The 24,077-nt window shown below is 69.2% G+C and carries 24 protein-coding genes; 12 read left to right on the top strand and 12 right to left on the bottom strand.

Annotation, left to right across the window (positions count from 1 at the left end; genetic code table 11):
- Nucleotides 1-2 precede the first annotated feature (2 nt).
- The 5 genes from Q7T09_RS09640 to Q7T09_RS09620 all read left to right on the top strand — a co-directional run bounded on the left by Q7T09_RS09640 (nucleotide 3) and on the right by Q7T09_RS09620 (nucleotide 3,700).
- Nucleotides 3-563, top strand: a complete 561-nt coding sequence (locus tag Q7T09_RS09640; RefSeq protein ID WP_304699388.1) for a shikimate kinase — start codon at nucleotides 3-5, stop codon at nucleotides 561-563.
- Nucleotides 560-1,675, top strand: a complete 1,116-nt coding sequence (aroB, locus tag Q7T09_RS09635) for a 3-dehydroquinate synthase (RefSeq protein WP_304699387.1) — start codon at nucleotides 560-562, stop codon at nucleotides 1,673-1,675. The genes Q7T09_RS09640 and aroB overlap by 4 nt, the downstream gene beginning before the upstream one ends.
- Nucleotides 1,676-1,677: 2 nt before the next feature.
- Nucleotides 1,678-2,970, top strand: a complete 1,293-nt coding sequence (locus Q7T09_RS09630) for an HlyC/CorC family transporter (RefSeq protein WP_304699413.1) — start codon at nucleotides 1,678-1,680, stop codon at nucleotides 2,968-2,970.
- Nucleotides 2,971-3,166: 196 nt separating this feature from the next.
- Nucleotides 3,167-3,544: a response regulator gene (locus Q7T09_RS09625; RefSeq protein ID WP_370689225.1), complete on the top strand. Its 378-nt coding sequence runs from the start codon at nucleotides 3,167-3,169 to the stop codon at nucleotides 3,542-3,544.
- A gap of 6 nt (nucleotides 3,545-3,550) precedes the next feature.
- The gene (locus Q7T09_RS09620) at nucleotides 3,551-3,700 is read left to right on the top strand and encodes a hypothetical protein (protein WP_304699386.1); all 150 of its coding nucleotides are present in this window, start codon (nucleotides 3,551-3,553) and stop codon (nucleotides 3,698-3,700) included.
- Nucleotides 3,701-3,719: 19 nt separating this feature from the next.
- Here the strand turns inward: Q7T09_RS09620 and Q7T09_RS09615 are convergent, their stop codons facing one another.
- From Q7T09_RS09615 to Q7T09_RS09600, 4 genes are read right to left on the bottom strand one after another with little or no spacing between them, the layout of a single operon-like run.
- Nucleotides 3,720-5,984 carry a xanthine dehydrogenase family protein molybdopterin-binding subunit gene (locus tag Q7T09_RS09615; RefSeq protein WP_304699385.1) on the bottom strand — a complete coding sequence of 755 codons (2,265 nt, stop codon included), beginning with the start codon at nucleotides 5,982-5,984 and terminating at the stop codon, nucleotides 3,720-3,722.
- Complete coding sequence (locus tag Q7T09_RS09610; RefSeq protein ID WP_304699384.1) at nucleotides 5,981-6,934, bottom strand: xanthine dehydrogenase family protein subunit M; 954 nt, start codon at nucleotides 6,932-6,934, stop codon at nucleotides 5,981-5,983. Before Q7T09_RS09610 ends, Q7T09_RS09615 begins: the two co-directional genes overlap by 4 nt.
- Nucleotides 6,931-7,437 carry a 2Fe-2S iron-sulfur cluster-binding protein gene (locus Q7T09_RS09605; RefSeq protein ID WP_304699383.1) on the bottom strand — a complete coding sequence of 169 codons (507 nt, stop codon included), beginning with the start codon at nucleotides 7,435-7,437 and terminating at the stop codon, nucleotides 6,931-6,933. Before Q7T09_RS09605 ends, Q7T09_RS09610 begins: the two co-directional genes overlap by 4 nt.
- A 57-nt stretch (nucleotides 7,438-7,494) precedes the next feature.
- On the bottom strand, nucleotides 7,495-7,767 hold the full coding sequence (locus Q7T09_RS09600) for a BolA family transcriptional regulator (protein ID WP_304699382.1): 273 nt from the start codon (nucleotides 7,765-7,767) through the stop codon (nucleotides 7,495-7,497).
- A gap of 52 nt (nucleotides 7,768-7,819) precedes the next feature.
- Between Q7T09_RS09600 and Q7T09_RS09595 the strand changes: the two genes are divergently transcribed.
- Nucleotides 7,820-8,473, top strand: coding sequence for a J domain-containing protein (locus Q7T09_RS09595; RefSeq protein ID WP_304699381.1), 654 nt, complete (start codon nucleotides 7,820-7,822; stop codon nucleotides 8,471-8,473).
- Here the strand turns inward: Q7T09_RS09595 and Q7T09_RS09590 are convergent, their stop codons facing one another.
- Nucleotides 8,474-9,349, bottom strand: coding sequence for a hypothetical protein (locus tag Q7T09_RS09590; RefSeq protein ID WP_304699380.1), 876 nt, complete (start codon nucleotides 9,347-9,349; stop codon nucleotides 8,474-8,476). It abuts the gene before it with no gap.
- Between the two features lie 62 nt (nucleotides 9,350-9,411).
- Nucleotides 9,412-10,284, bottom strand: coding sequence for a TauD/TfdA family dioxygenase (locus Q7T09_RS09585; protein WP_304699379.1), 873 nt, complete (start codon nucleotides 10,282-10,284; stop codon nucleotides 9,412-9,414).
- 101 nt (nucleotides 10,285-10,385) lie between these two features.
- On the opposite strand from Q7T09_RS09585, the gene cobS reads away from it, so the two are divergent.
- Nucleotides 10,386-11,390, top strand: coding sequence for a cobaltochelatase subunit CobS (gene cobS / locus Q7T09_RS09580; protein ID WP_304699378.1), 1,005 nt, complete (start codon nucleotides 10,386-10,388; stop codon nucleotides 11,388-11,390).
- Between the two features lie 196 nt (nucleotides 11,391-11,586).
- Here the strand turns inward: cobS and Q7T09_RS09575 are convergent, their stop codons facing one another.
- Both Q7T09_RS09575 and Q7T09_RS09570 read right to left on the bottom strand, forming a co-directional pair.
- On the bottom strand, nucleotides 11,587-11,766 hold the full coding sequence (locus Q7T09_RS09575; RefSeq protein WP_304699411.1) for a DUF1328 domain-containing protein: 180 nt from the start codon (nucleotides 11,764-11,766) through the stop codon (nucleotides 11,587-11,589).
- 73 nt (nucleotides 11,767-11,839) lie between these two features.
- Nucleotides 11,840-13,075: a hypothetical protein gene (locus tag Q7T09_RS09570; RefSeq protein ID WP_304699377.1), complete on the bottom strand. Its 1,236-nt coding sequence runs from the start codon at nucleotides 13,073-13,075 to the stop codon at nucleotides 11,840-11,842.
- Nucleotides 13,076-13,215: 140 nt separating this feature from the next.
- On the opposite strand from Q7T09_RS09570, the gene cobT reads away from it, so the two are divergent.
- The 3 genes from cobT to Q7T09_RS09555 all read left to right on the top strand — a co-directional run bounded on the left by cobT (nucleotide 13,216) and on the right by Q7T09_RS09555 (nucleotide 16,942).
- Entirely contained in the window at nucleotides 13,216-15,168 is a 1,953-nt protein-coding gene (gene cobT, locus Q7T09_RS09565; protein ID WP_304699376.1) for a cobaltochelatase subunit CobT, read from the top strand.
- Nucleotides 15,165-16,127 (top strand): esterase-like activity of phytase family protein, encoded by a 963-nt coding sequence (locus Q7T09_RS09560; RefSeq protein WP_304699375.1) that lies wholly within the window; start codon nucleotides 15,165-15,167, stop codon nucleotides 16,125-16,127. The genes cobT and Q7T09_RS09560 overlap by 4 nt, the downstream gene beginning before the upstream one ends.
- Nucleotides 16,128-16,195: 68 nt before the next feature.
- A complete protein-coding gene (locus Q7T09_RS09555; RefSeq protein WP_304699374.1) occupies nucleotides 16,196-16,942 on the top strand; it encodes a dienelactone hydrolase family protein in 747 nt (248 codons plus the stop codon).
- A gap of 106 nt (nucleotides 16,943-17,048) precedes the next feature.
- Here the strand turns inward: Q7T09_RS09555 and rpmB are convergent, their stop codons facing one another.
- Entirely contained in the window at nucleotides 17,049-17,354 is a 306-nt protein-coding gene (gene rpmB / locus Q7T09_RS09550; protein ID WP_304699373.1) for a 50S ribosomal protein L28, read from the bottom strand.
- A 387-nt stretch (nucleotides 17,355-17,741) separates the two neighbouring features.
- Between rpmB and Q7T09_RS09545 the strand changes: the two genes are divergently transcribed.
- Nucleotides 17,742-20,708 (top strand): TonB-dependent receptor domain-containing protein, encoded by a 2,967-nt coding sequence (locus tag Q7T09_RS09545; protein WP_304699372.1) that lies wholly within the window; start codon nucleotides 17,742-17,744, stop codon nucleotides 20,706-20,708.
- Here the strand turns inward: Q7T09_RS09545 and Q7T09_RS09540 are convergent.
- The 3 genes from Q7T09_RS09540 to Q7T09_RS09530 form a co-directional block, all read right to left on the bottom strand.
- On the bottom strand, nucleotides 20,692-21,282 hold the full coding sequence (locus tag Q7T09_RS09540) for an NUDIX domain-containing protein (protein WP_304699371.1): 591 nt from the start codon (nucleotides 21,280-21,282) through the stop codon (nucleotides 20,692-20,694). The two genes, Q7T09_RS09545 and Q7T09_RS09540, sit on opposite strands and share 17 nt — an antisense overlap.
- Entirely contained in the window at nucleotides 21,279-23,078 is a 1,800-nt protein-coding gene (locus Q7T09_RS09535; RefSeq protein ID WP_304699370.1) for a DUF4153 domain-containing protein, read from the bottom strand. The genes Q7T09_RS09540 and Q7T09_RS09535 overlap by 4 nt, the downstream gene beginning before the upstream one ends.
- A gap of 83 nt (nucleotides 23,079-23,161) precedes the next feature.
- Nucleotides 23,162-23,737 carry a thermonuclease family protein gene (locus tag Q7T09_RS09530; RefSeq protein WP_304699369.1) on the bottom strand — a complete coding sequence of 192 codons (576 nt, stop codon included), beginning with the start codon at nucleotides 23,735-23,737 and terminating at the stop codon, nucleotides 23,162-23,164.
- Nucleotides 23,738-23,918: 181 nt separating this feature from the next.
- Here Q7T09_RS09530 and Q7T09_RS09525 point away from each other — a divergent pair.
- A partial coding sequence (locus Q7T09_RS09525; protein WP_304699410.1) for a TetR/AcrR family transcriptional regulator occupies nucleotides 23,919-24,077 on the top strand: 159 nt, incomplete at its 3' end.

Below are 24,077 nucleotides of genomic sequence, written 5' to 3'. Positions count from 1 at the left end.
TCATGGACCGTTACAAACCGCTACGCGCCCGCACCATCACCCTCGTCGGCCTGATGGGGGTCGGCAAATCCAGCGTGGGCCGCCGCTTGGCCAACGCTCTGGAACTGCCGTTCCGTGACGCCGACGCCGAGGTGGAGGCCGCCGCCGGCCGCTCCATCCCCGACATCTTCGCCGACCTGGGGGAGCCCGCCTTCCGCGAAGGCGAGCGGCGGGTGATCGCCCGCCTGCTGGACGAGCCGCCCCACGTCCTGGCCACCGGCGGAGGGGCCTTCATGAACCCCGAGACCCGCGCCCTCATCAAGGCCCGCTCCATCTCAGTCTGGCTGAAGGCCGACCTGGAGGTGCTCGCCCGCCGGGTGTCGCGAAAGGACAACCGCCCGCTGATCACCGGCCGCGACCCCCTGAGCGTGCTGCAGGACCAGGCCGCCGAGCGCTATCCCATCTACGCCCAGGCCGACGTCATGGTGGAGACCGGCGACGCCGCCCACCACGTGACGGTGGACCAGGTGATCCAGGCCCTGTCGGCCTATGTGCAGTCGAAGTCCGAGGAACCCTCGTCATGACCCCCCGCATCGTCCCCGTGGGTCTCGCCGAGCGGTCCTACGAGGTCGTGATCGGCCGGGGTCTGCTGGACGAGGCCGGGGCGCGCATCGCCCCCTTCCTGAAGAACAGGCGGGTGGCGGTGGTCAGCGACGAGATCGTCTGGCGCCTGCATGGCGCGCGCCTGACCGCCTCCCTGGAGGCCGCCGGCATCGCCTGCCCGGCCATCGTGGTGCCGCCGGGCGAGCAGACCAAGAGCTTCGAGGGCCTGGCCGACCTCTCCGACCGCCTGCTGGCCCTGGAGCTGGATCGGGGCGACCTGATCGTGGCCTTCGGCGGCGGGGTGGTGGGGGACCTCGCGGGCTTCGCCGCGGCCATCTACAAGCGCGGTATCGACTTCGTGCAAATCCCCACCACCCTGCTGGCCCAGGTGGACTCCTCGGTGGGGGGCAAGACCGCCATCGACACCCCGCGCGGCAAGAATCTGGTGGGCGCCTTCCACCAGCCGCGCCTGGTCCTGGCCGACCTGGACGTGCTCTCCACCCTCAGCGACCGCGAGATGCGGGCGGGCTACGCCGAGGTCATCAAGTACGGCCTGCTGGGGGACTTCGCCTTCTTCGAGTGGCTGGAGGCCAACGCCGCCGCCGTCCTGGCGCGCGAGCCCGAGGCGCTGGCCCACGCCGTCGCGCGTTCGGTGGAGATGAAGGCGGAGATCGTCATCGAGGACGAGAAGGAGGCGGGCCGCCGGGCCCTGCTCAATCTCGGCCACACCTTCGGCCACGCCCTAGAGGCCGAGACCGGCTATGGCGCGGCCCTGCTGCACGGTGAGGCTGTCGCGGCGGGTTCGGCCATCGCCTTCCGCTTCTCCGCCGCCCAGGGGCTGTGCTCGGCCCAGGACGCGGTCCGCGCCGAGGCCGCCATCGCCGCGGCCGGCCTGCCCACCCGCATGGACGCCGTGACGCCTGCGCCCTTCGCCGCCGAGGCCCTGGTCCGCCACATGGGCCAGGACAAGAAGGCCGACGGCGGCAAGCTGACCTTCATCCTGGCGCGCGCGCTCGGCGACACCTTCGTGGCCAAGGACGTCAGCGCCCAGGCCGTGCGTGAATTCCTCATCTCGGAAGGAGCCAAGCCGTGAGCGTGCTGGCGATCATCGCAGGTCTCGCCCCCATCCTGATCGCCCTGCTCAGCCTGTCGGGCCTGATCTCGGCGGCGGAGACCTCGATGACGGCGGCCAGCCGCGGCCGGATGCACCAGCTGGAGCGCGAGGGCGACCGCGCCGCCCGCCGCATCAACGTGATGATGGCCGATCAGGAAAAGATGATCGGGGCCATCCTGCTCTCCAACAATGTCATCAACATCGGCGCCTCGGCCCTGACCACCCTGGCGCTGTCGGCCGCCTTCCCCGGCGCGCTGGGCGCCCTGATCGCCACCGGGGTGATGACCGTCCTGATCGTGATCTTCAGCGAGATCCTGCCCAAGTCCCTGGCCATCGCGCGAGCCGACGACGTGGCCCGGGCCCTGTCGATCCCGACCTATTGGGTGGTGCGCATCTTCGGGCCCCTGGCCAACGGCGCCCAGTGGGTGGTGCGCCAGACCCTGCGGCCCTTCGGCATCAAGCTGTCCATGGACATCGACGTCCTGGCCGCCCACGAGGAGATCCGCGGGGCGGTGGAGTACCACCACTCCGAGGGCCTGGTGGAGGAGCGCGACCGCCGCATGCTGGGGGGCGTGCTGGACCTCTCCCACATGGACGTCAGCGAGGTGATGGTCCACCGCATGTCGATCTCGATGATCGACGCCGACCTGCCGCCGGCCGAACTGGTGACCGCCATGCTGGCCAGCGCCCACACCCGGGTGCCGCTCTATCGGGACGACGCCGAGAACATCGTCGGCGTGCTGCACGCCAAGGACCTGCTGCAGGCGATCGCCGACTCCGGCGGCCGGATGGACGACCTCAAGGTCTCCGAGATCATCCGCGACCCCTGGTTCATCCCCGAGACCACCAACCTCAAGGACCAGCTCAACGCCTTCCTGAAACGCCAGAGCCACTTCGCCCTGGTGGTGGACGAGTACGGCGCCCTGCAGGGTCTGGTGACCCTGGAGGACATCCTGGAGGAGATCGTCGGCGAGATCGACGACGAGCACGACAGCGCCATCCACGGCGTCCGGCGCCAGGCCGACGGCGCGGTGGTGGTGGACGGCTCGGTGACCATCCGCGACCTCAACCGCGCCATGGACTGGGACCTGCCCGACGACGACGCGGTGACCGTGGCCGGCCTGGTGATCCACGAGGCCCAGACCATCCCCAAGATCGGCCAGACCTTCATCTTCCACCGCCACCGGTTCCAGGTGGTGAAAAGGGTCCGCAACCAAATCACCACCCTGCGCATCTCCGCGCCCCTGGATCACAACGCCCCGCTGGAGGCGTGACTCCGGCTCGCGCGGGAATTGTCGCGCCATGGAACCGAACCGAAGGCCGGGCTGTTCTGGCGTTAGGCGGAATGCGGGCGGGGAGCCAGCTTGACCATGAACGACACTGGACGGATGGCCAGGCCAGAGTTGATTATCGTGGCCCGGACCTGTCCTGCGGTATGGTGACGTCGGTGAACCTGCTGGAGATCTCCCAATGAGCGCTGTGACCGATCTGGCGGGTCTGCGGGTTCTCGTGGTCGAGGACGAGATGATGGTCTCGATGCTGATCGAGGACATGCTGTCGGACCTCGGCTGCGTGGTGATCGGTCCCGCCGCGCGCCTCGACGAGGCCATCGCGCTGGCCGAATCCACCCAGATCGACTGCGCGGTCCTGGACGTGAACCTGGGGGGGCAGCCGATCTTTCCGCTGGCGGACATTCTGCGGGCCAAGGGCGCGCCCTTCGCCTTCGCCACCGGCTATGGCGACGCCGGCCTGCGCGACGTCGACAAGGGCTCGCCGGTCCTGCAGAAACCCTTCCGCGAGAGCGACCTGGCCCGCATCCTGGGCGAACTGCGCGCCAAGGTCGGCTAGACCGCCATGGCGAAGTGGGCCGGCGTCTTCCTCGCCGTCATGGTGGCCGCGGCGATCGCCGGCTTCCTGATCGACGCGATCCGGGTGATCGCGGGCATCCTGTTCCTGGGCTGCGCCGCCGGCCTGGCGATCACCTATCTCAATCGAAACAGGTGACCGCCAAGGCTGAGGGTCTCTAAAGCCCCTTCGCCATCAGACCTTCCAGCACCTTGTCCGGGGTCATCGGATAGTCGCGCAGGCGGACCCCGCAGGCGTTGTAGATGGCGTTGGCCACCGCCGCCCCGGCGCCGCAGATGCCCAGCTCTCCCACCCCCTTGATCCCCATGGGGTTGGCCTTGTCGTCGGCCTCGGCCAGGAAGATGGCGTCCAGGTCGACGATGTCGGCGTGGGTGGGCACCAGGTAGCCGGCCATGTCCTGGTTGATGAAGGAGCCGTAGCGGGGGTCCACCACATTGCCCTCGGTGAGCGCCGTGCCGACGCCCCAGATCATGCCGCCGGTGACCTGGCTCCTGGCGGTCTTGGCGTTGAGGATGCGACCGGCGGCGAAGACTCCGAACATCTTGCGCATGCGCACCTCGCCGGTGACCGTGTCCACCCCAACCTCGGCGAAGTGGGCGCCATAGGTGTGCTGGGAATAGTCGCGGGCGTCGGCGGCGGGCGTGATGGAGCCCTCCACATAGACCCCCTCCGGCGCGGCCCGGGCCACCAGGGCGCCCAGGCTCTCGGAACGGTTCTCGATGGCGATATTGCCGTTGCCGAAGGTGACGTAGGTCGGATCGCCGCCATAGAGCGGCGAGTTGGGATCGCCGATGGCGAGCTCCGCCAAGGCCTTGCGCAAGTTCATATTGGCCTCGAAGGCCGCCGAACCGGCGGTGGCCGCCCCGAACTGGCCGCCGGAGCCGGGGGCCGGCGGGAAGTCGGAATCCCCCAGCTCGATCTTCACCTGCTCCATCGTCACCCCCATGGTCTCGGCGGTGATCTGGGCCAGGATGGTGTAGGTGCCGGTGCCGATGTCGGTCATGCCCTGGCGCAGGGTGACCGTGCCGTCGGCGTCGATCCGCACGCCCGCCTTGGCCGGCAGCAGGAAGTTGCCGCGGATGGCGCAGGCCATGCCCATGCCCACCAGCCAGCGGCCGTCGCGGACCTGGCCAGGCCTGGGGTTGCGGCGCTCCCAGCCGAAGCGCTGGGCGCCGGTGTTGAGGCACTGCACCAGCTGCCGGATCGAGAAGGGCTTGCCGGTTTCCGGGTCGACGTCCGGCTCGTTGCGCAGGCGCAGCTCGATGGGGTCGATGCCGAGCTTCTCGGCCAGCTCGTCCATGGCGCATTCCAGGCTGAGCATGCCCGAGGCCTCCCCCGGCGCCCGCATGGGTCCGGCGGCCGGGATGTCCATCTTCACCAGCCGGTGGCCGGTGAGACGGTTGGGGGCGGCGTAGAGGTTGCGGGAGAAGTTGGCCGCGTGCTCCACGAAGGGGGCGTTGCGGGCGCAGTGGGTGACCGCCTCGACGGCGAACGCGTTCAGCCGGCCGTCGGGCTCGGCCCCCAGCCGCACGCGCATGCTGACCGCCGGGCGGTGGATGGTGGCCTGGAACATCTGCTGGCGGGTGTAGGCGACCTTCACCGGCCGCCCGAGCGCCTGGGCGCCCAGGGCCGCCAGCGTCAGGTCGTCATAGGACTGGCCCTTGCCGCCGAAACCGCCGCCGATATAGCGGGTCAGCAGGTGGACCCGGTCCGAGGGGATGGCCAGAGTCTCGGCCAGGGCGTGCTGGCCGCCCTTCACCATCTGGATCGAGGTGTGGACCGTGACCTTGTCGCCGTCCCACCAGGCGGTGGTGGCGCAGGGCTCCATCTGCACGTGGTTCTGGATCGGGCTGAAATAGGTCTCGTCGATCTGCACCGGGGCCTTGGCGTAGGCGCCGTCGAAATCGCCGATGCGGACGTCCTCCTCGCCGTGGGGCATTTCGGCCGAGGCCAGGCTGGCGCGGAAGTCCAGCACCGCCGGCTCCACGGCGTAGTCCACCTGGATCAGGTGGGTGGCGGCGCGCGCATTCTCCCAGGTGTCGGCGGCCACGAAGGCCACCGGCTGGCCAAAGAACTCGACCCGATCGCCGGCCAGGGCCGGGTTCGACGCCCGCTGGCTGCGGGGATTGGCCCGTTCGCCGCGGCGCGCCTGTTTCGGGACATTCAGGTGGGTCCAGACGATCTGGACGCCGGGGGAGGCCTCGGCGGCGGCGGTGTCGATGGCGGTGATGCGGCCCCGCGCGATGGTGGCCGGCAGCAGGTAGCCATAGGCCGGCGGCGAGGGCGGCTCGACCTCATAGGCGTAGGCCGCCGTGCCGGTGACCTTCAGTTTGCCTTCGTAGCGGTCGACGCCCTTGCCGATGATGCCGCTGCGGTTTTCCGTGACGGGGTTCGGGGCCGCCCAATCCTTGACCGAGCTCATGCGCCTCTCCCTTGCTTGGCCTCGTCCAGGGCCGCCACCGTCATGCGGGCCACCAGGGCGATCTTGAAGCCGTTCTTGCCATTGTCCCGCGCGCCCGCCAGTTCGGCGTGGGCGGCCTCGACCGCGCTGGCGCCGGCGGCGAGCGCCGCCTCGGCCTTCTCCGCCCGCCAGGGCTTGTGGGCCACGGCGCCGAAGGCGACCTTGGTCCCCACCACCGCGACGCTGGCCAGGCCGCCCGCGTAGGAGGCCCGGTCGCGGGCCTTTTGGTAGACCTGCCCGCCCGCCGCGGCCGGGGGCAGGATCACCGCGGCGATCAGTTCGCCGGGCGCCAGGTTGGTCTCGATGTGCGGGGTGTCGCCGGGCAGGCGGTGCAGGTCGGCCACCGCCAGGGTCCGCGTGGCCCCCTGCGGCGTCACCGTCTCCACCTGGGCGTCCAGGGCGGTCAGGGCCACGGCCATGTCCGAGGGGTGGGTGGCGATGCAGGCCTCGCTGGCGCCGAAGATAGCGCTGTTGCGGTTCAGGCCCTCCAGCGCGCTGCAGCCTGAGCCGGGATGGCGCTTATTGCAGGGCTTGGAGGTGTCGTAGAAATAGGCGCAGCGGGTCCGCTGCAGCAGATTGCCGCCGGTGGTGGCCTTGTTTCGAAGCTGGCCCGAGCCGCCGGAGACGATGGACTGGGTCAGGACCGAATAGCGCGCGCGGACCCGGGCGTCGGCGGCCAGGTGGCTGTTGGTGACCATGGCGCCGATGCGCAGGCCGCCCTCGACGGTGTCCTCGATGGCCGACAGCGGCAGACGGTTGACGTCCACCAGATGGGTCGGCTGCTCGATGTCGAGCTTCATCAGGTCCAGCAGGTTGGTGCCGCCGGCCAGGAACCGGGCGCCCGGGTTTTCCGCCACGGCCTTCACCGCGGCGGCCAGGTCGGTGGCGCGCTCGTAGGTGAAGGGTCTCATGCGACCTCTCCAGCCACGTCGCGGATCGCCGCGATGATCTGGGGATAGGCCGAGCAGCGGCAGATGTTCCCGCTCATCCGCTCGCGGATCTCGGCGTCGGTGAGGGCGATGGCGGCCCCGAGGTCCTCGGTGGCCTGGCTGGGCCAGTTGTCCGCGGCCTCCTTCAGCATGCCCACGGCCGAGCAGATCTGGCCCGGTGTGCAGTAGCCGCACTGGAAGGCGTCCTGCTCCAGGAAGGCCTGCTGCATCGGGTGCAGGTTGGCTTCACCGCCGATGCCCTCGATGGTGGTGACCTCATGGCCGTCGTGCATGACCGCCAGGCTGAGGCAGGCATTGATGCGCTCCCCATTCACCAGGACGGTGCAGGCGCCGCACTGGCCGTGGTCGCAGCCCTTCTTGGAGCCCTTGAGGTTGAGATGCTCGCGCAGGGCGTCGAGCAGACTGGTCCGGGGATCAAGGTCGAGCGCCCTCGCCTGCCCGTTTACGGTGATGGTCGTCTTCAAACACGCCTCCCCAGCGCGGGGCCGCCTTGGCCGGCGGCGCCATTTCGAAAGTTAGAGTCAGTCCTCGCCCGGTGCGAGGGCCTTCACCGAGAGCGCATGCAGGGGACCTGCCAGCTCCTCGGCCAATGTCCGGTAGACCATCCGCTGACGCGCCACCTTGGGGGCGCCCTCGAAGGCCTGGGCTTGAATGACGACGTTAAAATGGCTCTCGCCCGAGGCGCTGGCCCCCGCATGCCCGGCATGGCGGGCGGAATCGTCTTCGATTTCCAGGCGGCTGGGGGAGAACGCTTCGGTGAGCTTATGTTGGATGGCCTCAAATATGGCGCCCATTTGGATTATCTTCAATTCTTGAAAGGGTCTCAGACCGCTTCATACTTGGGTCATGGCCGGCGCGTTTCAATACAAGCCTAAGTTCGTCGATATCCGGGTGCGCCCGCCGACCCCTGGGGAGGCCGCGCAGGCCGACGACGTCTATGCGCTCAAGCCCGGGGAACGGGCTTGCGACCATCCGGGATGCCGGTTGGCGGGCAGCGCGCGCGCGCCCAAGTCCCGGGACATGCTCAACGAGCACTACTGGTTCTGCCAGCCCCATGCGGCGGAATATAACCGCAACTGGAACTTCTTCGCCGGCATGAGCGAGGGCGAGATCAAGCAGCGTCAGGCCCAGAGCGCCCAGGGCGACCGCCCGACCTGGGACTTCAAGGCTGGCCGATTCTCCCGCGAGGCCGCCGCCGCGGCCCAGGGCTTTGGCCAGGGCAAGGGCTATCGCGACCCCTTCAACCTGTTCGGCAGCGGCAATGGCAATCCGCGGGCCGCCAACGCGCCCGAGCGCCGGCGTCTGGGCAAGCTGGAGCGCAACGCCCTGGCCGACCTGGACCTGGACGAGAACGCCGACGGCCCGGCGATCCGCGCCCGCTATATCGAGCTGGTGAAGCGCACCCACCCGGATTCCAACGGCGGCGACCGCTCGGCCGAGCACAAGCTGCAGCGGGTCATCAAGGCCTACCAGCAGCTTCGCAAGGCCAAGATGGCCTAGCTAGAAGTCGTCGGGCCGCATCTGTCGCGGCTTCTTCCAGGCCGGCCGCCCGCCGTCGCGCGGGTCGTAGGCGCCGGCCGCGTTGCGCCAAACGTGGCGGCTGTCCGGTTCGGTCAGGAACTTGAAGTGCAGCAGCTGCTGGTGATTGTCGAGCCAGTCGGCCACCCAGCTGTACATGGCCTGGGGCCACTTGCCCGACTGCCCGAAGCTGCCGGTGTAGACCGAGGCGATGAGGTTATCCCGGCCGAAGATGGCGCGGCCCGGGTGGTGGGGCACGGCGTCCTCCTTGCGGATGAAATGCCTGATCGCATCGCCATCGGCCTCGTTGACGGTCAGGCCCGCCTGGGCGGCGTAGGCCCGGGCGGCGTGGCTGAACCCGGCCGAGGCGATGCCCAGGCCCGAGATCGGGCGGTCGCCGAAGCCCTGCGGCGCGAGGGCCGAGCGTCCCAGGCCGCAGAGGGCGTCGGCCATGCCGCCCCCCAGGGAATGACCCGCCAGGAAGAGCCGATCGACCTGGCCCTGCGGCGCGGCGTCCCAGGCCCGCCTCAGTAGATCCACCGCCAGGGGAACCTGACCGCGGTAGAAGCCGAGCGCCATGGCCCCGGAGACCAGCCAGTCCTTCTTGGAGCGAAAGCCGTCCACCCCGCGCGACGCCACCACCAGGCTGCGGCTGGCGGGATGGTGGAAGGCGATGCCGTCATAGCCGCTGGCATGGTCGTTGGCGCGGGCCAGCTCGTTCCAGCCGGCGGGGACCAGGTCCCACAGGCCGCGATAGGCGATGCAGCCCAGCGCCGCCCCGGTGGCGTCGTCGATATCCGCCGCCGTGGCCGCTTCGGTGAGATGTTTGAGCATCTCGGCCTCAAGTCCCGCCGCCATCGAACCCCCTCCCCGGTGACAACCGAAAGATGGCGCCGGCGAGGCGCTCTCGCAATACGGTCCTAGACCGGCCTTTCGCCCGCCACTGTGGTCCTGTGCATCAGCCGCAGATGGCCGTCATAGCCGCCCTCGGCGAAGTGGACGGTGCAGCGGTTGTCCCACATCAGCAGCATGCCGGGCCGCCACTTGTGACGATAGACGAACCGGTCCTGGGTGATGTGGGCGAACAGGAAGCCGAGGATGGCCTGGGCCTCCTTGGCCTCGAAGCCCTCGATGCCCACCGTATAGACCGGGCTGACGAACAGCGCCTTGCGGCCGGTGACCGGGTGGGTGCGGACCAGGGGATGGGTGAGCGCCTGGTCGGCCTCCTCCGAGACGATGATGGCCATGGTCCGCTTCTCGGTCTCGCGGGCGAAGACCCCCTTGGTTCCATAGGCGCGGCCGGCCGAATGGATCGCCTTCATCGGCGCCAGCATGGCCTTCATGGCCGGGGAGAGGGCGTCGTAGGCGCTGGCGCAGTCGGCGAACAGGGTGTCGCCGCCCACCGGCGGGACGACCTGGGAGTGCAGCAGGGTGGCGGCGGGGGGCTTTTCCTGGAAACTCCAGTCGGAATGCCAGCCGGCGCCGAAATTCGTGGCCTTCTCGTCAGGCTCCCGGCGGAGCTCCAGGACGTTGGGGTGGCCCGGCATGGGGGCGATGAACGGATCGACCCCGAATTTTCCCATCTGCAGGGTGAAGGCCTCCAGCTCGTCCAGGCTCAGGGGCTGGTCGGGGAAGCTGACCACCGAATGACGGGCCCAGGCGGTGCGGATTTCCTCGCGGGCCTCTGGGGAAAGCGGGCGCGACAGGTCGACGCCGACGATCTCGGCGCCGAAGCCCGACTCGGTGGCGAAGACCTGAATCGCGCGATACGGCCGCACGGCTTGCTGCAACATGGGTGGACGCTCCCTTCGTCATTCCGGTATGGGTCGCAGGGACAGACCTTCATCAAACACACGTTTGCTTCGCACGCGTAAGCCTGTAATCGAACCGCACCATGACTTCCTTCGCCGAAAACCAAGACGACAAGCTCCTCACCCTGGTCCCGGACCGGAAGGTTTCCGTCCGTGAAACCTTCGGCGTGGATGTGGACATGACCGTGCCCGCCTTCAGCGAGCGCGACAGCCATGTTCCAGACCTCGACCCGTCCTACAAGTTCGATCCGGAGACCACCCGGGCGATCTGCGCGGGCTTCGCCTTCGACCGCCGGGTGATGGTCCAGGGCTATCACGGCACGGGCAAGTCGACCCACATCGAGCAGGTGGCCGCGCGCCTCAACTGGCCGCTGATCCGGGTGAACCTGGACAGCCACGTCAGCCGCATCGACCTGGTGGGCAAGGACGCCATCGTCCTGAAGGACGGCAAGCAGGTCACCGAATTCCGTGAAGGCATCCTGCCTTGGTCGATCCAGCGGCCGGTGGCCCTGGTGTTCGACGAATACGACGCCGGCCGCCCGGACGTGATGTTCGTGATCCAGCGCATCCTGGAGGCCCAGGGCAAGCTGACCCTGCTGGACCAGAACCGCGTGATCCGGCCCAACCCGTTCTTCCGGCTGTTCTCGACCACCAACACCATCGGTCTAGGGGACACCACCGGCCTCTATCACGGCACCCAGCAGATCAACCAAGGTCAGATGGACCGCTGGTCGATCGTCACCACGCTGAACTATCTGGCCCACGACGTGGAAGCCGAGATCGTGCTGTCCAAGGCGCCGCACTACAACAACCCCGAGGGTAAGCGGACGATCGCCGCCATGGTCCGCGTCGCCGACATGACCCGCAACGCCTTCATGAACGGGGACATCTCCACGGTCATGAGCCCGCGCACCGTGATCACCTGGGCGCAGAACACCGAGATCTTCGGCGGCGACATCGCCCTGGGCTTCCGGATGACCTTCCTGAACAAGTGCGACGAGCTGGAGCGCGGCACGGTGGCCGAGTTCTTCCAGCGCGCCTTCGGTCAGGATCTGCCGGAAAGCACGGCCCGCGTGCGGGTGGCCTAGAAGGCGACGCAAGGGGCCGGTCGGACTCATGGTCATGGCCGCCTAGTCGGCGTCGAATCGGCTACGCCCGCTTCGGCAAATCAGACTCTGCGGCATGGCCCAGGCCGAGACCGCCACGGGCGCAACCGCGGCGGCCTGAATCAGAAAAGGGCGCGGAGGTGACTCCGCGCCCTTGTCCGTTCGGGTGTGGGGCGGCTCAGCCGCCGCTGATCTTCTTGCCCACGAAGGCGCCCAAGGCCAGGAACAGCACAAAGCCGATCACGGCGACGACGAAGAGCAGCTTGGCGATACCCGCCGCGGCGCCGGCCATGCCGGTGAAACCGAGGGCACCGGCGATCAAGGCGACCACCGCGAAAATCAGGGCCCATTTCAACATGTCGAACTCCAGCCAGAGACATCCAAGGTCTTGCTGGCTCAACGCGGGCCTCGCCGTCGCGTTCCTGCCCGGATCAGGCGGCCAGTAGCGGCAGGGCTTCGGGGGGCTGCATGCGGCCGCCCACCGGCGCCATCTGCAGCCTGCAGACGCCCGGCCCGGTGACGAAGGGAACGTGGGCGGCGATGCAGGCGTCGAGTTCGAGGCGGTTACGCACGTTGGTGACCGCCGCCCAGATCTGCTTCTTGCGATAGAGGTGAAGCCGGTCTGCGAACCGCCGCAAGGCCGCCAGCCGCGCCCGCTGGTCGCCATGCGGCAGGACCAAGGTGACGCTGGTCACCGCCTGGGGCGGCAGCTTCTCGATCTCGAATCCGGGGTCCTGGGTGCGCAGGTCGATATTGGTGACATATCGCGAGAGGGTGGCCTTGATCGTCGCCAGGGCGGAGAAGGCGGGGTCTCGGGGGACGTCGTAGACGGCGGCGGCCAGCAGGCCCTTGTGGGCCGCCGGCAGGGTGGCGAGCATCGTTTCATAGGCCGTGCGTCGCGAGGCGCGGACGAGATTGGAATAGCAGACGGGCAGGTAGAGCATGGCATGGACTCCCGGCTCGGACAGAAGCCGGACCGCCGCCGCCGCGCAGTCGACGTCGAACGCCTGTGTGTCGGCCGGCATGTGCTCGTCGCCCTCCACCAGGCTGTAGTGTGTCTTCGCCGCGCCCGGCGTCGAGCTCACCACGTCGCCGACGAAGACCCCGCGCAGGGTGAAGTAGATGCCCTGGACCCCCTCGAGTTGCGGCATGGGTTGGTCGGCGGTTGCCTTTCCGGTCGCGCCGCGCGCCAGGTGCTGTTCGACCCAGTTGGGCCCGACCACCGCGCCGGCGGTCGTGACGGCCTGTTCGGCGCGGTGCGCCACGCCCTCGGTGATTTCGACTCGACTCAGGCGGCCCGGCGCCAGCAGGGACGGATCCAGCAGCGCCCGGCCGACGGCCGCCTCGTCCATGGCGGCGAAGGCCTGGACGGCCTCCGGCGTGCCTTCGAACAGCAGCAGCCGGACATCGCCGCCCTCCCCCTCACCGAACAGCTTGGTCTGGAGCTCTTCCCCCAGCCGGGCCAGTTCCTGGACGTCCAGCTCGTCGGCGCGAGGGTCGGTCAGCAGGAAGGAATAGTGGGTCAGGGGCGCGAACTGGCGGGGCCACTGCCAGCGGCTCTCCAGGTAGATGCCGGAAAACTTGGCGACCAACGGACCCAGGACGGCGGGGCTGAGCCCCGTCTTCTCCGCGTCCACCGCCACCCTCAGACACGCTACCGCCGTCACCGCTCGAACTCCTGGCCCAGGCCCCCGCCCCCAGAGACGCGTGGAGACGTAAACAGATTGCTGCTGACAAGTCTTCGCCGCGAGCCATCCGCCAAGCAGGACTTTCCTCGGTTCCCCCCCTCAGGCTATGACGTTTGATCATGGCCAAGAACCCGGAAAGCCCGCTCGAGCCCTTTAAACGCGCGCTTGCGAACGCGGCGCGCTCCCTGGCGGAGTCGCCTGACCTTGAGATCGTCTACTCCGGCGAGGGGCCCCTGCTCAGCGGCAACCGCGCGGTCTTGCCGCACCCGCCCCGCGACCTGACGCCGATGGACGCCGCGCGCATCCGCGGCCTGGCCGACCAGATGGCCCTGCGCATCTCCCACCACGACGCCCAGGTCCACGCCCGCACCCGGCCCGGCTCCGCCCTCGGCGCGCCGCTCTACGACGCCCTGGAGCAGGTGCGCATCGAGGCCATCGGCTCCAATGCGCTCGGCGGGGTTCGCGAGAACCTGAAGGTCGTGCACGAGCAGGCCTGGGCCAAGCGCCCCTTCAATCCCGTCGACGCCCAGGCCAATCCGCCCATGGCCGACATCGTCGCCCTGATGGCCCGCGAACGCCTGACCGGGGTCGAGTCGCCGCCGAACGCCAAGCTGCTGGTGGACATGTTCCGCGACGAGATCGAGGCCCGCGCCGGCGAGGACCTCGACAAGCTCATCGAGAAGATCGACGACCAGAAGGCCTACGCCAAGATGGCGCGCACCATCCTGCGCGACCTCTCCATGGGGGACGACCTCTCCGACGCCCCCGACCAGGCCGATCAGGACGACGAGGAAGGCGACGAGGGCGAGGCCGAGTCCTCGGAGGACGGCGGCGAGGGCGACGGCGAAGGCCAGTCCCCGCAACAGGCCTCGATGGACGACAGCGAGGCGACCCACAGCGAAAGCGAGGACGCCGACAGCCAGATGATGCAGGCCGAGGACGATCCCAACGCCGAGGACTCAGATGAACAGCCGGAGATGGGCGAGGGCGAGCAGCCGGCCCGCCCGGACATGAAGGGCGACGCCAAAACGCCGACCTACAAGGTCTTCACCACCGCCAATGACGAGGTGGTGGCCGCAGAGGAGCTGTGCGACGCCGAGGAGCTGACCCGGCTGCGGGCCTATCTCGACCAGCAGCTCGCCAGCCTGTCGAGCGTGGTCTCCCGCCTGGCCAACAAGCTGCAGCGCAAGCTGATGGCCCAGCAGAACCGCTCCTGGACCTTCGACCTGGAGGAAGGGATGCTGGACGTGGCGCGCCTGACCCGCGTCATCACCGACCCCACCGCCTCTCTGGCCTTCAAGGAAGAGGAAGACACCGAGTTCCGCGACACGGTGGTCACCATCCTGATCGACAATTCCGGCTCCATGCGCGGCCGTCCGATCATGGTGGCCGCGGTCTGCGCCGACATCCTGGCCCGCACGCTTGAGCGCTGCGGCGTCAAGACCGAGATCCTCGGCTTCACCACCCGGGCCTGGAAGGGCGGCTCAAGTCGCGAGGACTGGCTGAAGGCCGGCAAGCCGGCCCAGCCCGGCCGCCTGAACGACCTGCGCCACATCATCTACAAGTCCGCCGACGCCCCCTGGCGCCGGGCGCGGCGTAACCTCGGTCTGATGATGCGCGAGGGGCTGCTGAAGGAGAATATCGACGGCGAGGCCCTGATGTGGGCCCACCAGCGGCTGATCGGCCGCTCGGAGGCCCGCCGCATCCTGATGGTGATCTCCGACGGCGCGCCGGTGGACGACTCGACCCTGTCGGTGAACTCCGGCCACTATCTGGAACGCCACCTGCGCGAGGTGATCGCCGAGATCCAGGACAAGAGCCCGGTGCAGCTGATCGCCATCGGCATCGGCCACGACGTCACCCGCTACTACCGCCGCGCGGTGACCATCGTGGATGTCGAGCAACTGGCCGGCGCCATCGTCGAGCAACTGGCCGAGCTCTTCCAGGAGGAGCCGCGCAAGGCCAACCGCAAGACCGCCGGGCTGCTGCAGCCGCCGCCCAACACCCAAGGCCCGCAGGGCGGGGCGGCGCGCCGCTCCACCTTCAAGGAAGTCCGGAGGGCCGTGGCGTGAGGCGACTGATCCTGGGAGCGGCGCTCGCGGCGCTCACCGCCTGCGCCCAACCGGCCACCCTGCCCAAGGCGCCGGTGGCCGCCGGCGCCGGGATCACCCTCACCGCGACGCCCGTCGCGCTCAATCCCCAGGACCCGGCCCAGGATCGGGTCGGCGACTTCGTCTATGCCGGCGGCCTGGTGCTGTCCTCCGACCAGACCGCGCGCCTGCACGGCCTGTCAGACCTGCGGATCACCCCGGACGGCAAGCTTCTGTCCCTCAGCGACGAGGGCGACCTGCTGGAGACCCGGCTGGTGCTGGACAAGGCCGGGCGGCTGGCGGGCCTGGGCCCCGGCAAGCTCACCGTCCTGACCGGCCCCGACGGCAAGCCGCTGCAGGGCAAGAAGGAGGCCGACGCCGAGGGCCTGGCGGTGCTGGCCAATGGCGACCGCCTGGTGAGCTTCGAGGCCCTGGACCGCATCCTGCTCTATCCGGCCAAGGGCGGCGTCCCGCGCGTGGTTCCCGCCCCGGTGGCGACCTTCCCCTCCAACGGCGGCATGGAGGCCCTGGCCGCCGATCCCGCCGCCGGTCCCGACGCCTATGTGACGGCGGGCGAGGACTCCGGCGAGACCTGGACCTGCAAGGTCAGCAGCCCCTGCGTGAAGGGCCCGACCCTGCAGAAGCCGGTCGAGTTCGGCGTGGTGGCGGTCAACCGGCTGGCGGGCGGTAACACCGCCTGGCTGTTCCGCGCCTGGGACCCACTGCAGGGCAGCCGCACCACCCTGAAGATCCTCGGCCCCGCCGGCGAGGTGGCCCGCCTCGATTTGGCCCGCCCCCTGACCGTGGACAATATCGAAGGCGTCTCGGCGGTCCCCAACAAGGACGGCACGACCCGTTTCTACCTGATTTCCGACGACAACTTTTCAAAGTCCCAGAAGACCCTGCTGCTGGCCTTCGACTGGAAGCCGCAGAAACATTGAATTTGCGCGGGATGCGGGCGGAAAGCCGGCTCCCACCTTTTCTCATCCCACTCCCGCGAGGCGCCATTATGAGCCGCACCGAAGTCGCCCTCCCCACCCCCGAGGGCGACGGCCGCGCCTTCGTCTTCAAGCCTGACACCGGCGCCGGCCCCTGGCCCGCCGCCATCATCGCGATGGACGCCCCGGCCATCCGCCCGGCCCTGTTCGAGATGGGCGAGCGCCTGGCCGCCGCCGGCTACTATGTCCTGCTGCCGGACCTGTTCTGGCGCGCCGGGCCCTATCCGCCGGTGGATATCGTCGCGGCCCGGGCCGGCGATCCGGCGGCGGTGGAGCTGTTCGGCAAGCTGCGGGCCAGCACCGGCGTCGGACGCCAGATGACCGACGTGAAGGCCTGCCTCGACTTCATCGCGGCCGATCCGGACGCCAGGCCCGGCAAGGTGGGGGTGACCGGCTATTGCATGGGGGGCTCCATCGCCCTGCGGGCGGCCGGCACCTATCCCGACCGCATCGCCGCGGCGGCCTCCTTCCACGGCGGCAATATGGCCACCGATGACGAACGCAGCCCCCACCTGCTGGCCCCCAAGATCAAGGCCAAGGTGCTGGTGGCCGGCGCCATCGAGGACCGCAGCTTCGACGACGCCCAGAAGGCGCGGCTGGAGACCGCCCTGAGCGAGGCCGGCGTCGACGCCGAGGTTTCCATCTGGGAAGGCTGCAAGCACGGCTGGGTGCCCAGCGACATGCCGGTGCACAATCCGGCGGGCGCCGAGCGCCACTGGCGCGAACTGATCGCACTGTTCGATGAGACGCTGAAATAGGCCCATCCCCCGCTCGTCCCGGCAAAGGCCGGGACGAGCGGGGGAGTGGAAACGAAAAAGGCCGGCGTCACCGCCGGCCTTTTCCAAATCTAGAAGAGTGCGACGCCTAGGCGGCGGCGGCCGGCGCTTGCGCGGCCAGCTTGGCCTTCAGCTGGCGCTTGATCTTCAGGGCGCGGGGCGAGAGCTGCTCGTCCTTGGCCTTGACCAGGAAGACGTCCAGGCCGCCGCGGAAGTCCAGGGTGCGGCGGGCCGCGTTGGAGATGCGCAGCTTGAAGGTCTGACCCAGCGCGTCCGACTGCAGGCTGGCGGGCGCCAGGGCCGGCAGGAAGCGGCGCTTCGTCTTGATATTCGAGTGGCTCACATTGTGGCCGACCATGGGGCCGATACCGGTGAGTTCGCAACGACGCGACATGGCTTAAGACCTAAGCGAGAAAAGAGTGACGGCGAGCGGACCCGCGCGAGAGCGGGCGATATAGTCGAAGGGAAGCGGCGGCGTCAAGGCGGAGCCGCCTTTCGGGCTGCTTCATTACACTTTCCTACCACAACCCCACACCGACCTCGCTCCGATCGCCTTGTGTCCGCAAGTCCTTGGGATACAATACCTTGTAGGGAACAAACACTGAATCGGGCGGAGTCGCCGATTCGGTCCTGATTCGTTGCGGGCGCGTTCCGACAGTTCCCCTTGCCCATTAACTTCGCCCCATCCGCGCCAGTGGCGGGGAGTTTCCCCTTCCCCTAGCCTGGGCTGCAAATCACCCGCATGGGTGGCTCGGATTTCGGTTTGGGAGGGGAATTCCACATGGCGACGATGCGATCGGGCCTGCTGTGCGCCAGCGCCCTGGCGAGCCTCCTGGCGTTCCAAGCCGCCCCGGCGGCGGCGCAGGCGCCCGACTCGGAGGTTTCCGAGATCGTGGTCACCGGCACCCGCATCGCGCGGAAGGACTATGTCTCCGAAAGCCCCATCGTCACGGTGGGCGCAGACCAGATCGCCGTCGTGGGCATGGTGACGATCGAGAACACCTTGAACCAGCTGCCCCAGTTCACGCCGTCGAACGGGGCCGGGACCAACACCACCAACTTCGTCACCACCCCGGGCCAGGCCTACGCCAACCTGCGGGGCCTGGGGCCTACCCGGACCCTGGTGCTGATCGACGGGCGCCGGGTGGTGGCGGGCAATCCGAACGCCGTGGTCGACCTCAACACGGTCCCGACCTTCCTGGTGGAGAGCGTGGAGACCATCACCGGGGGCGCCTCGGCGGTCTATGGCTCGGACGCGATCGCAGGCGTGGTGAACTTCAAGCTGAAGCGCAATTTCGAGGGCTTCCAGGTCGACGCCCAGTTCGGGGCCGCCAGCCGCAACGACGCCGGCCAGACGACGGTCTCCGCCGGCTGGGGCCACAGCATCGCCGACGGCCGGGGCAATGTCGCGATGGCGCTCACCTATGACAAGCGCGAGGGCCTGCTGGCCGCCGACCGCGACTGGGCGGCCGTGGGCTATTCGATTCTCACCACCGGCCTGACGCCCTCGGGCGCCGCCACCATCCCCGACGGCCGCTTCGACCCGACCTCGAACGCCGGCGGCGCGGCCAACCTGCCCAGCCAGGCGGCGATGAACGCGGTGTTCGGCGCCTATGGCTTCGCGCCCGGGACCGTCGCCCGCGGCGCCAGCCTGAGCTTCAACGCCGACGGGACCCTGTTCTCCACCGCCCCGGTGAACAACTACAAGGGCGCCCGCGACCCCGGCTTCTCGGCCACCAGCTACACCTTCAACAGCGCCGCCTACCGCTACCTGAACCTGCCCCTGGAGCGCTGGAGCCTCTACGCCACCGGCCGCTACGACCTGAGCGACGCGGTGGAGGCCTATGGGACGGCCAGCTACACCACCTATGACGTCTCGCGGCAGCTTGGCCCCGCCTCGGCCAGCGACGGGGCCTTCCCCGGCCCCGACATCGTGGTCCCGGTGACCAACCCCTACATCCCGACCGACCTGCGCACCCTGCTGGCCTCGCGGGCCAATCCGACCGCGGACTTCTATCCGCGTCGGGCCTTCACCGAGGTGGGGGGCCGGCTCTCCAACAACACCTATGAGACCCTTCAGCTGGTGGGCGGCCTCCGTGGAGCCCTACTGATCAAAGACTGGAAATGGGACCTCTATGCCAGCTACGGCCAGATGGACCACACCGAGCGCCAGTTCGGCAATGTAAGCCGGGCGGCCATGCGCACCCTGACCTTCGCCGCCGACGGCGGGGCGGCCCTCTGCGGCGGCTTCAACATCTTCGGGGCCGGCAAGGTCAGCCCCGGCTGCGCGGCCTATATCGCCCGCGAGGTCACCAATTCCACCACCATCAAGCAGACGGTCGTCGAGGGCTACGCCACCGGCAGCCTGGTCGACCTGCCCGCGGGCGCGCTGAAGTTCTCGGCCGGCGCCCAGTACCGCAAGGACGACTTCGACTACGCCCCCGACGCCCTGCTGCAGGGCCCCGACATCGTCGGCTTCAATCCGGCGGTCCCGGTCAGCGGGGATATCACCTCCAAAGAGGTCTATGCCGAGCTGCTGGTCCCCATCCTGGCCGACCTGCCTTTGGTCGAGAGCCTGGACCTCACCCTGGGGGGCCGGGTGGCCGACTATTCCACCACCGGCCAGGTCAGCGCCTACAAGGCCGACCTCACCTGGAAGCCCGTCCCGAGCCTGCTGGTGCGCGGCGGCTACCAGCGGGCGGTGCGCGCGCCCAACATCGCCGAGTTGTTCTCGCCCCGGTCCCTGGGCTTCGCCGGGGTCGGCACGCCCGGCGCCGGAACCACGGCGGGCGATCCCTGCGACGTGCGCTCCTCGTTCCGCACCGGCGCCAGCGCCGTGGCGGTGCGCACCCTCTGCCTGGCGCAGGGCGTGCCCACGGCGATCATCGACAGCTTCAACCAGGCCTCCACCCAGGTGGAGATCACCGGCGGCGGCAATCCCAACCTCACCGAGGAGACCGCCGACAGCGTCACCGCCGGGGTCGTCTGGTCGCCTGCCGTGGACGCGCGCTTCCTGCGGCGGTTCAGCGTCAGCCTGGACTATTACAAGATCGAGGCAGCCGACGTGGTGGGGACCATCGGGGTCCCGACCATCCTCTCCTCATGCTTCAACGCCGACGGCTCCAACCCGGCGCTCACCAACGCCAACTTCTACTGCCAGCAGTTCAGCCGCCTGGCCTCGGGCAATATCACCGGGGTGAGCCAGACCCAGGTGAACCTGGCCTCGGTGAAGACCACCGGTCTCGACGCCCAGGTGGATTGGAGTTTCGACCTCGCCGACCTCGGCCTGCCGCAGGACGCCGGGGCGCTCGCCTTCAACCTGATGGTCTCCAGGCTCGACAGCTTCCGGCGCCAGGCGAGGCCCAACGCCGCCTTCGTCGACTTTGCCGGGACCATCGGCGCGGACCTGTCGGGCGGCGCCCTGCCCGAGTGGAAGTCGGTGTTGTCGGGCTCCTGGACCGTGGGGCCGGTGAAGGCCACCCTGCGCTGGCGGCATATGGCGGCCATGACCGACGCCCGCAGCGTGCCGACCTTCAGCCCCACGGCCGTCAACACGCCCGGCTACGATGTCTACGACCTATCGGGCGCGTGGAAGATCGACGACCGGGTCACCTTGCGCGCCGGGATCAACAACCTGGAAGACAAGGACCCGCCCTACTTCACCAGCTATTCCAACTCCAACACCGACCCCTCGGCCTTCGACATCCTGGGCCGTCGGGTCTTCGTGGGGATCAACGCGAGGTTCTAGGCGCGCGCTCCGTCAGCATCAGGTGCTGGATCAGCAGGATGGTCTTGGCGTCGACGATCACGCCGTCCTTCACCATGGCCATCGCCTCGCCCAACGTGACCTCCAGCACCTCGATGTCCTCGCCCTCCTCGGGATGGCCGCCGCCGGCGCCGACCTTGTCGGCGGCGGAATAGTGGGCGGTGAAGAAGCTGAGCTGCTCGGTGACGCTGCCGGGGCTCATATAGACCTTGAAGACCGGGGTGACCTCCGAGAAGCGGTAGCCCAGCTCCTCTTCGGCCTCGCGCTTGATGGCGGTCTCCGGGTCGTCGGCGTCCAGCAGGCCGGCGGCGGCCTCGATCAGGGGCTCGGGATGGCCGGTGACATAGGCCGGGATGCGGAACTGGCGGGTGAGCAGCACCGTGCCCCGTTCGGGATCGTGGGGCAGGATCACCGCCCCGTCGCCGCGGTCATAGGTCTGGCGGACCTGAGTCTCCCAGGCGCCGTCGCGGCGGCGATAGTCGAAGGTCACCCGATTCAGGGTCGCCCACTCGTCGGAGAGGGTGTGGAAGGCGAGGTTGCGGACCTGGTCGCTCATTTCTTCTCCGGCGGGGGCTTGATCTCGGACACCACGGCGACGTCGGCGGTCCCATCCGGGCACTTGTCGTCGTTGGCCACGACCCTCAAGCGGCGGCCGGCCACCACCACATCAGCCAGGGCGTTGGGATCGGCGTTCACCGCGAACTGCCCGGCCTTCAGGGCGTCGCCATCCTTCGCGCAATAGGCGCCCGACAGCGTCCCGATCCGCACCCAGACGCCCTTGTCCTGATAGACCCGGCGGTCGCGAATGGCGAAGATCACCACCTCGGGCGAGGCGTCGCCGTCGAGGTCGGCCACCACGGCGTCGCACAGCCGCCAAGTCTCGCAGTCCTGAAGGGGGTCCTCGAAGCTCTTCCACTTCTGCTCAAGGAATCCCGCCGGGAAGGCGCCGCCACCGGCGACGCGGACCAGTTCCTTGCGCTCCACCACTGAGGTGGTGGCCTCGCCGTAGCGGTCCTTGCGGGCAAGCGCCGAAGTGGCGCGCCTGGCGATCTGCGCGGCGTTTGGGCCGGTCTTGCGGGCGGCCAGCGTCTTGAGCGCGTCCATCCCCGGCTTGCCCGCCTCGAAGCGCAGGAACAGGTAGTCGAACTTCTCGGGGCTTACCGCCCCCCGATCCAGCCGCGCCACCTGGTCGTTCACCGACAGCCGGGCCGGATTGGCCAGGGGCGAGAACAGCGCCAGCAGCACGGCCACGACCACATGGGCGGTCACCACATTGGTCACCTCCAGGCGCTTGAGCCAGGGCCCGGGCCAGACCACAGCGGCGGCGTAGCCGGCGGCATAGCAGGTGGCCACGACGGTGCAGGCGATGGCGTAGATGCGGGCCGGGGTCAGGCCGTGCTGGCCGACGCGAAGCACCAGGCCGTAGGCGGCGATGGCGACCAGGGGCGCGATTATCAGGCCGGTGACCCGTCCCGCCCACCGGAGCGCCAGGGGAGGATGTTCGTTGTCTTCGCCTTCCTGATAGGCGGTGTTCAGCAGGATGATCAGCGCCGCGGCCGCCGACAGCAGGATGGCCGCGGCGCTCTTGGTGTCCCAGAGGGGCGCCAGCCCCGTAAACGGCAGGGCCGCCAGGAAACCGGTCCCGATCAGGGCCATGACCGGCGACAGCCAGGAGAGCAGGGTGAGCGCCACCGAGCGCACGCCCCGCACCAAGCTGGCGCGGACGTCGGTCAGGTGGATGGCGAGGGCGAAGAAAGTGGTGGTGGCCGGGAAGGCGAACCAGGGCTTCTGGATCGTCTCGCCCACCCACTTGATGCCGATCAGATCAAACAGGGCGCCGCCCAGGAACAGCAACAGCCAGAGCGCGCCGACGAACAGCACGGCCAGCGCCAGCCGGACCCCGTCTTTCCAGGTCTGGTCGAAATAGTGGTCGTAGCCGGCGATCCAGCGGCGGGCGATGTCGGCGCCGCTGACAAGGTGGTGGGCGATGAACAGGCCCGCGGCGGTGAAGATCACAAGGGGCGGGGCCGGCCAATGCTCCCTGTCGCCCGTCTCCAGCGTCGCCACCAGGCCGTGATAGGCGCCCAACCCCGCCACCGCGAGGGCGGCGGCCGAGCCCCAGATCACCAAGGTCCGGGTCCGCAAGCTCCCCAAGCCGCCCAGCAGGGCAACGGGCAGGAACAGGGCCAACATGGCGAGCGCGCAGAACAGAGGCGAGGAGACCCCCTCGGCCAGGCGCTTGTCCCATTCGTTGAGGCCGTAGAGGGCCAGGCCCTGGGCAAGGCCGATCCCGATCCTGGAGAGCGCGATTTCCCGCGACGCGGTGACCCTGTCGGACACTCCGGCGAACATGACGTGTTTCTCCCCGCTCACCTTACGGTCGCATGGGGGCGCCCAATGGCCAAGGGCGCGCGCCTGCTGGGGTGCGCCTGGCCTCAGAAGAACGGGCTGAGGGGCTCGCCGTCCTCGTTGGACAGCATCAGGCTGGCGACGTCCGGCGACAGGGCCGGTAGCTGCTCGGCGCTGACCCAGGCCATGAAGCGCGGATTGGCCACCGGGCCGGTGTCGAAGCCGGGGCCGCCGGCCAGCCGGAAATCGGCCGGGCCGCACCAATCCCAGGCCCGCTCGCCCTTGCGCGCCGCCACGCCGGCGAAGACCAGGGCGTCTCCCAGGTCGCGACTCTCATTGAGGGTGACGCGGGCCAGGGTCCTGCCGAAGCGGTCATGGCCTTCGCGCACGAGCTCGATGCGGGCGGCGTGACTCACCAGGTCCTGCGCCTTGGCGGCCGCCTGGACCCCCAGGGCCCCCTCGCCCCAGAAGCGGGCCTCCGGCGGCAGTTCCGGGGCGTCGACATTGGCCAGGCGCACGCCCTCGCCGTCCAACACCAGGGTGTCGCCGTCCAACACGCGCACGACCGTGTGCGCCCGCGCGTCATGCGGGGGCGAGGCGGGAACAGCGGAGCAGCCGCAGAGGCACGCTGCGGCGAGCAGGATGAGGTGGCGCATGAACATTGGAATGGGGCTCCCCGCCCCGGGCGGGCTTCATAGGCCTTCGCGTGGGCGCAGCCAGCCCCCTGCAACGCCAGATCGGTCTTTTCACGGACAGTGAGGCCTGGGCGCTACAGGGTGAAGCTTGCCATGCCCGCTGTCTGGGCATATTGATAACTGACCAGTCAGTTATTAGTGAGCGCCGATGCTCCCCACCCTTCCCGCCGGCCAGCCCAAGTTCCGACGCCGCAAGGCCGACCGCCCCGACGAGATCATCGCCGCGGCCTTCGAGGTGTTCGCAGAGAAGGGGTTCGCCGCCGCCCGCCTGGACGACATCGCCGCCCGCGCCGGTGTGTCCAAGGGG

This window comes from Phenylobacterium sp. (assembly GCF_030645195.1).
GTDB lineage: Bacteria > Pseudomonadota > Alphaproteobacteria > Caulobacterales > Caulobacteraceae > Phenylobacterium.
The sequence above is the reverse complement of the archived record's forward strand: the minus strand, read 5'-3'. Positions and strand labels throughout refer to the sequence as shown.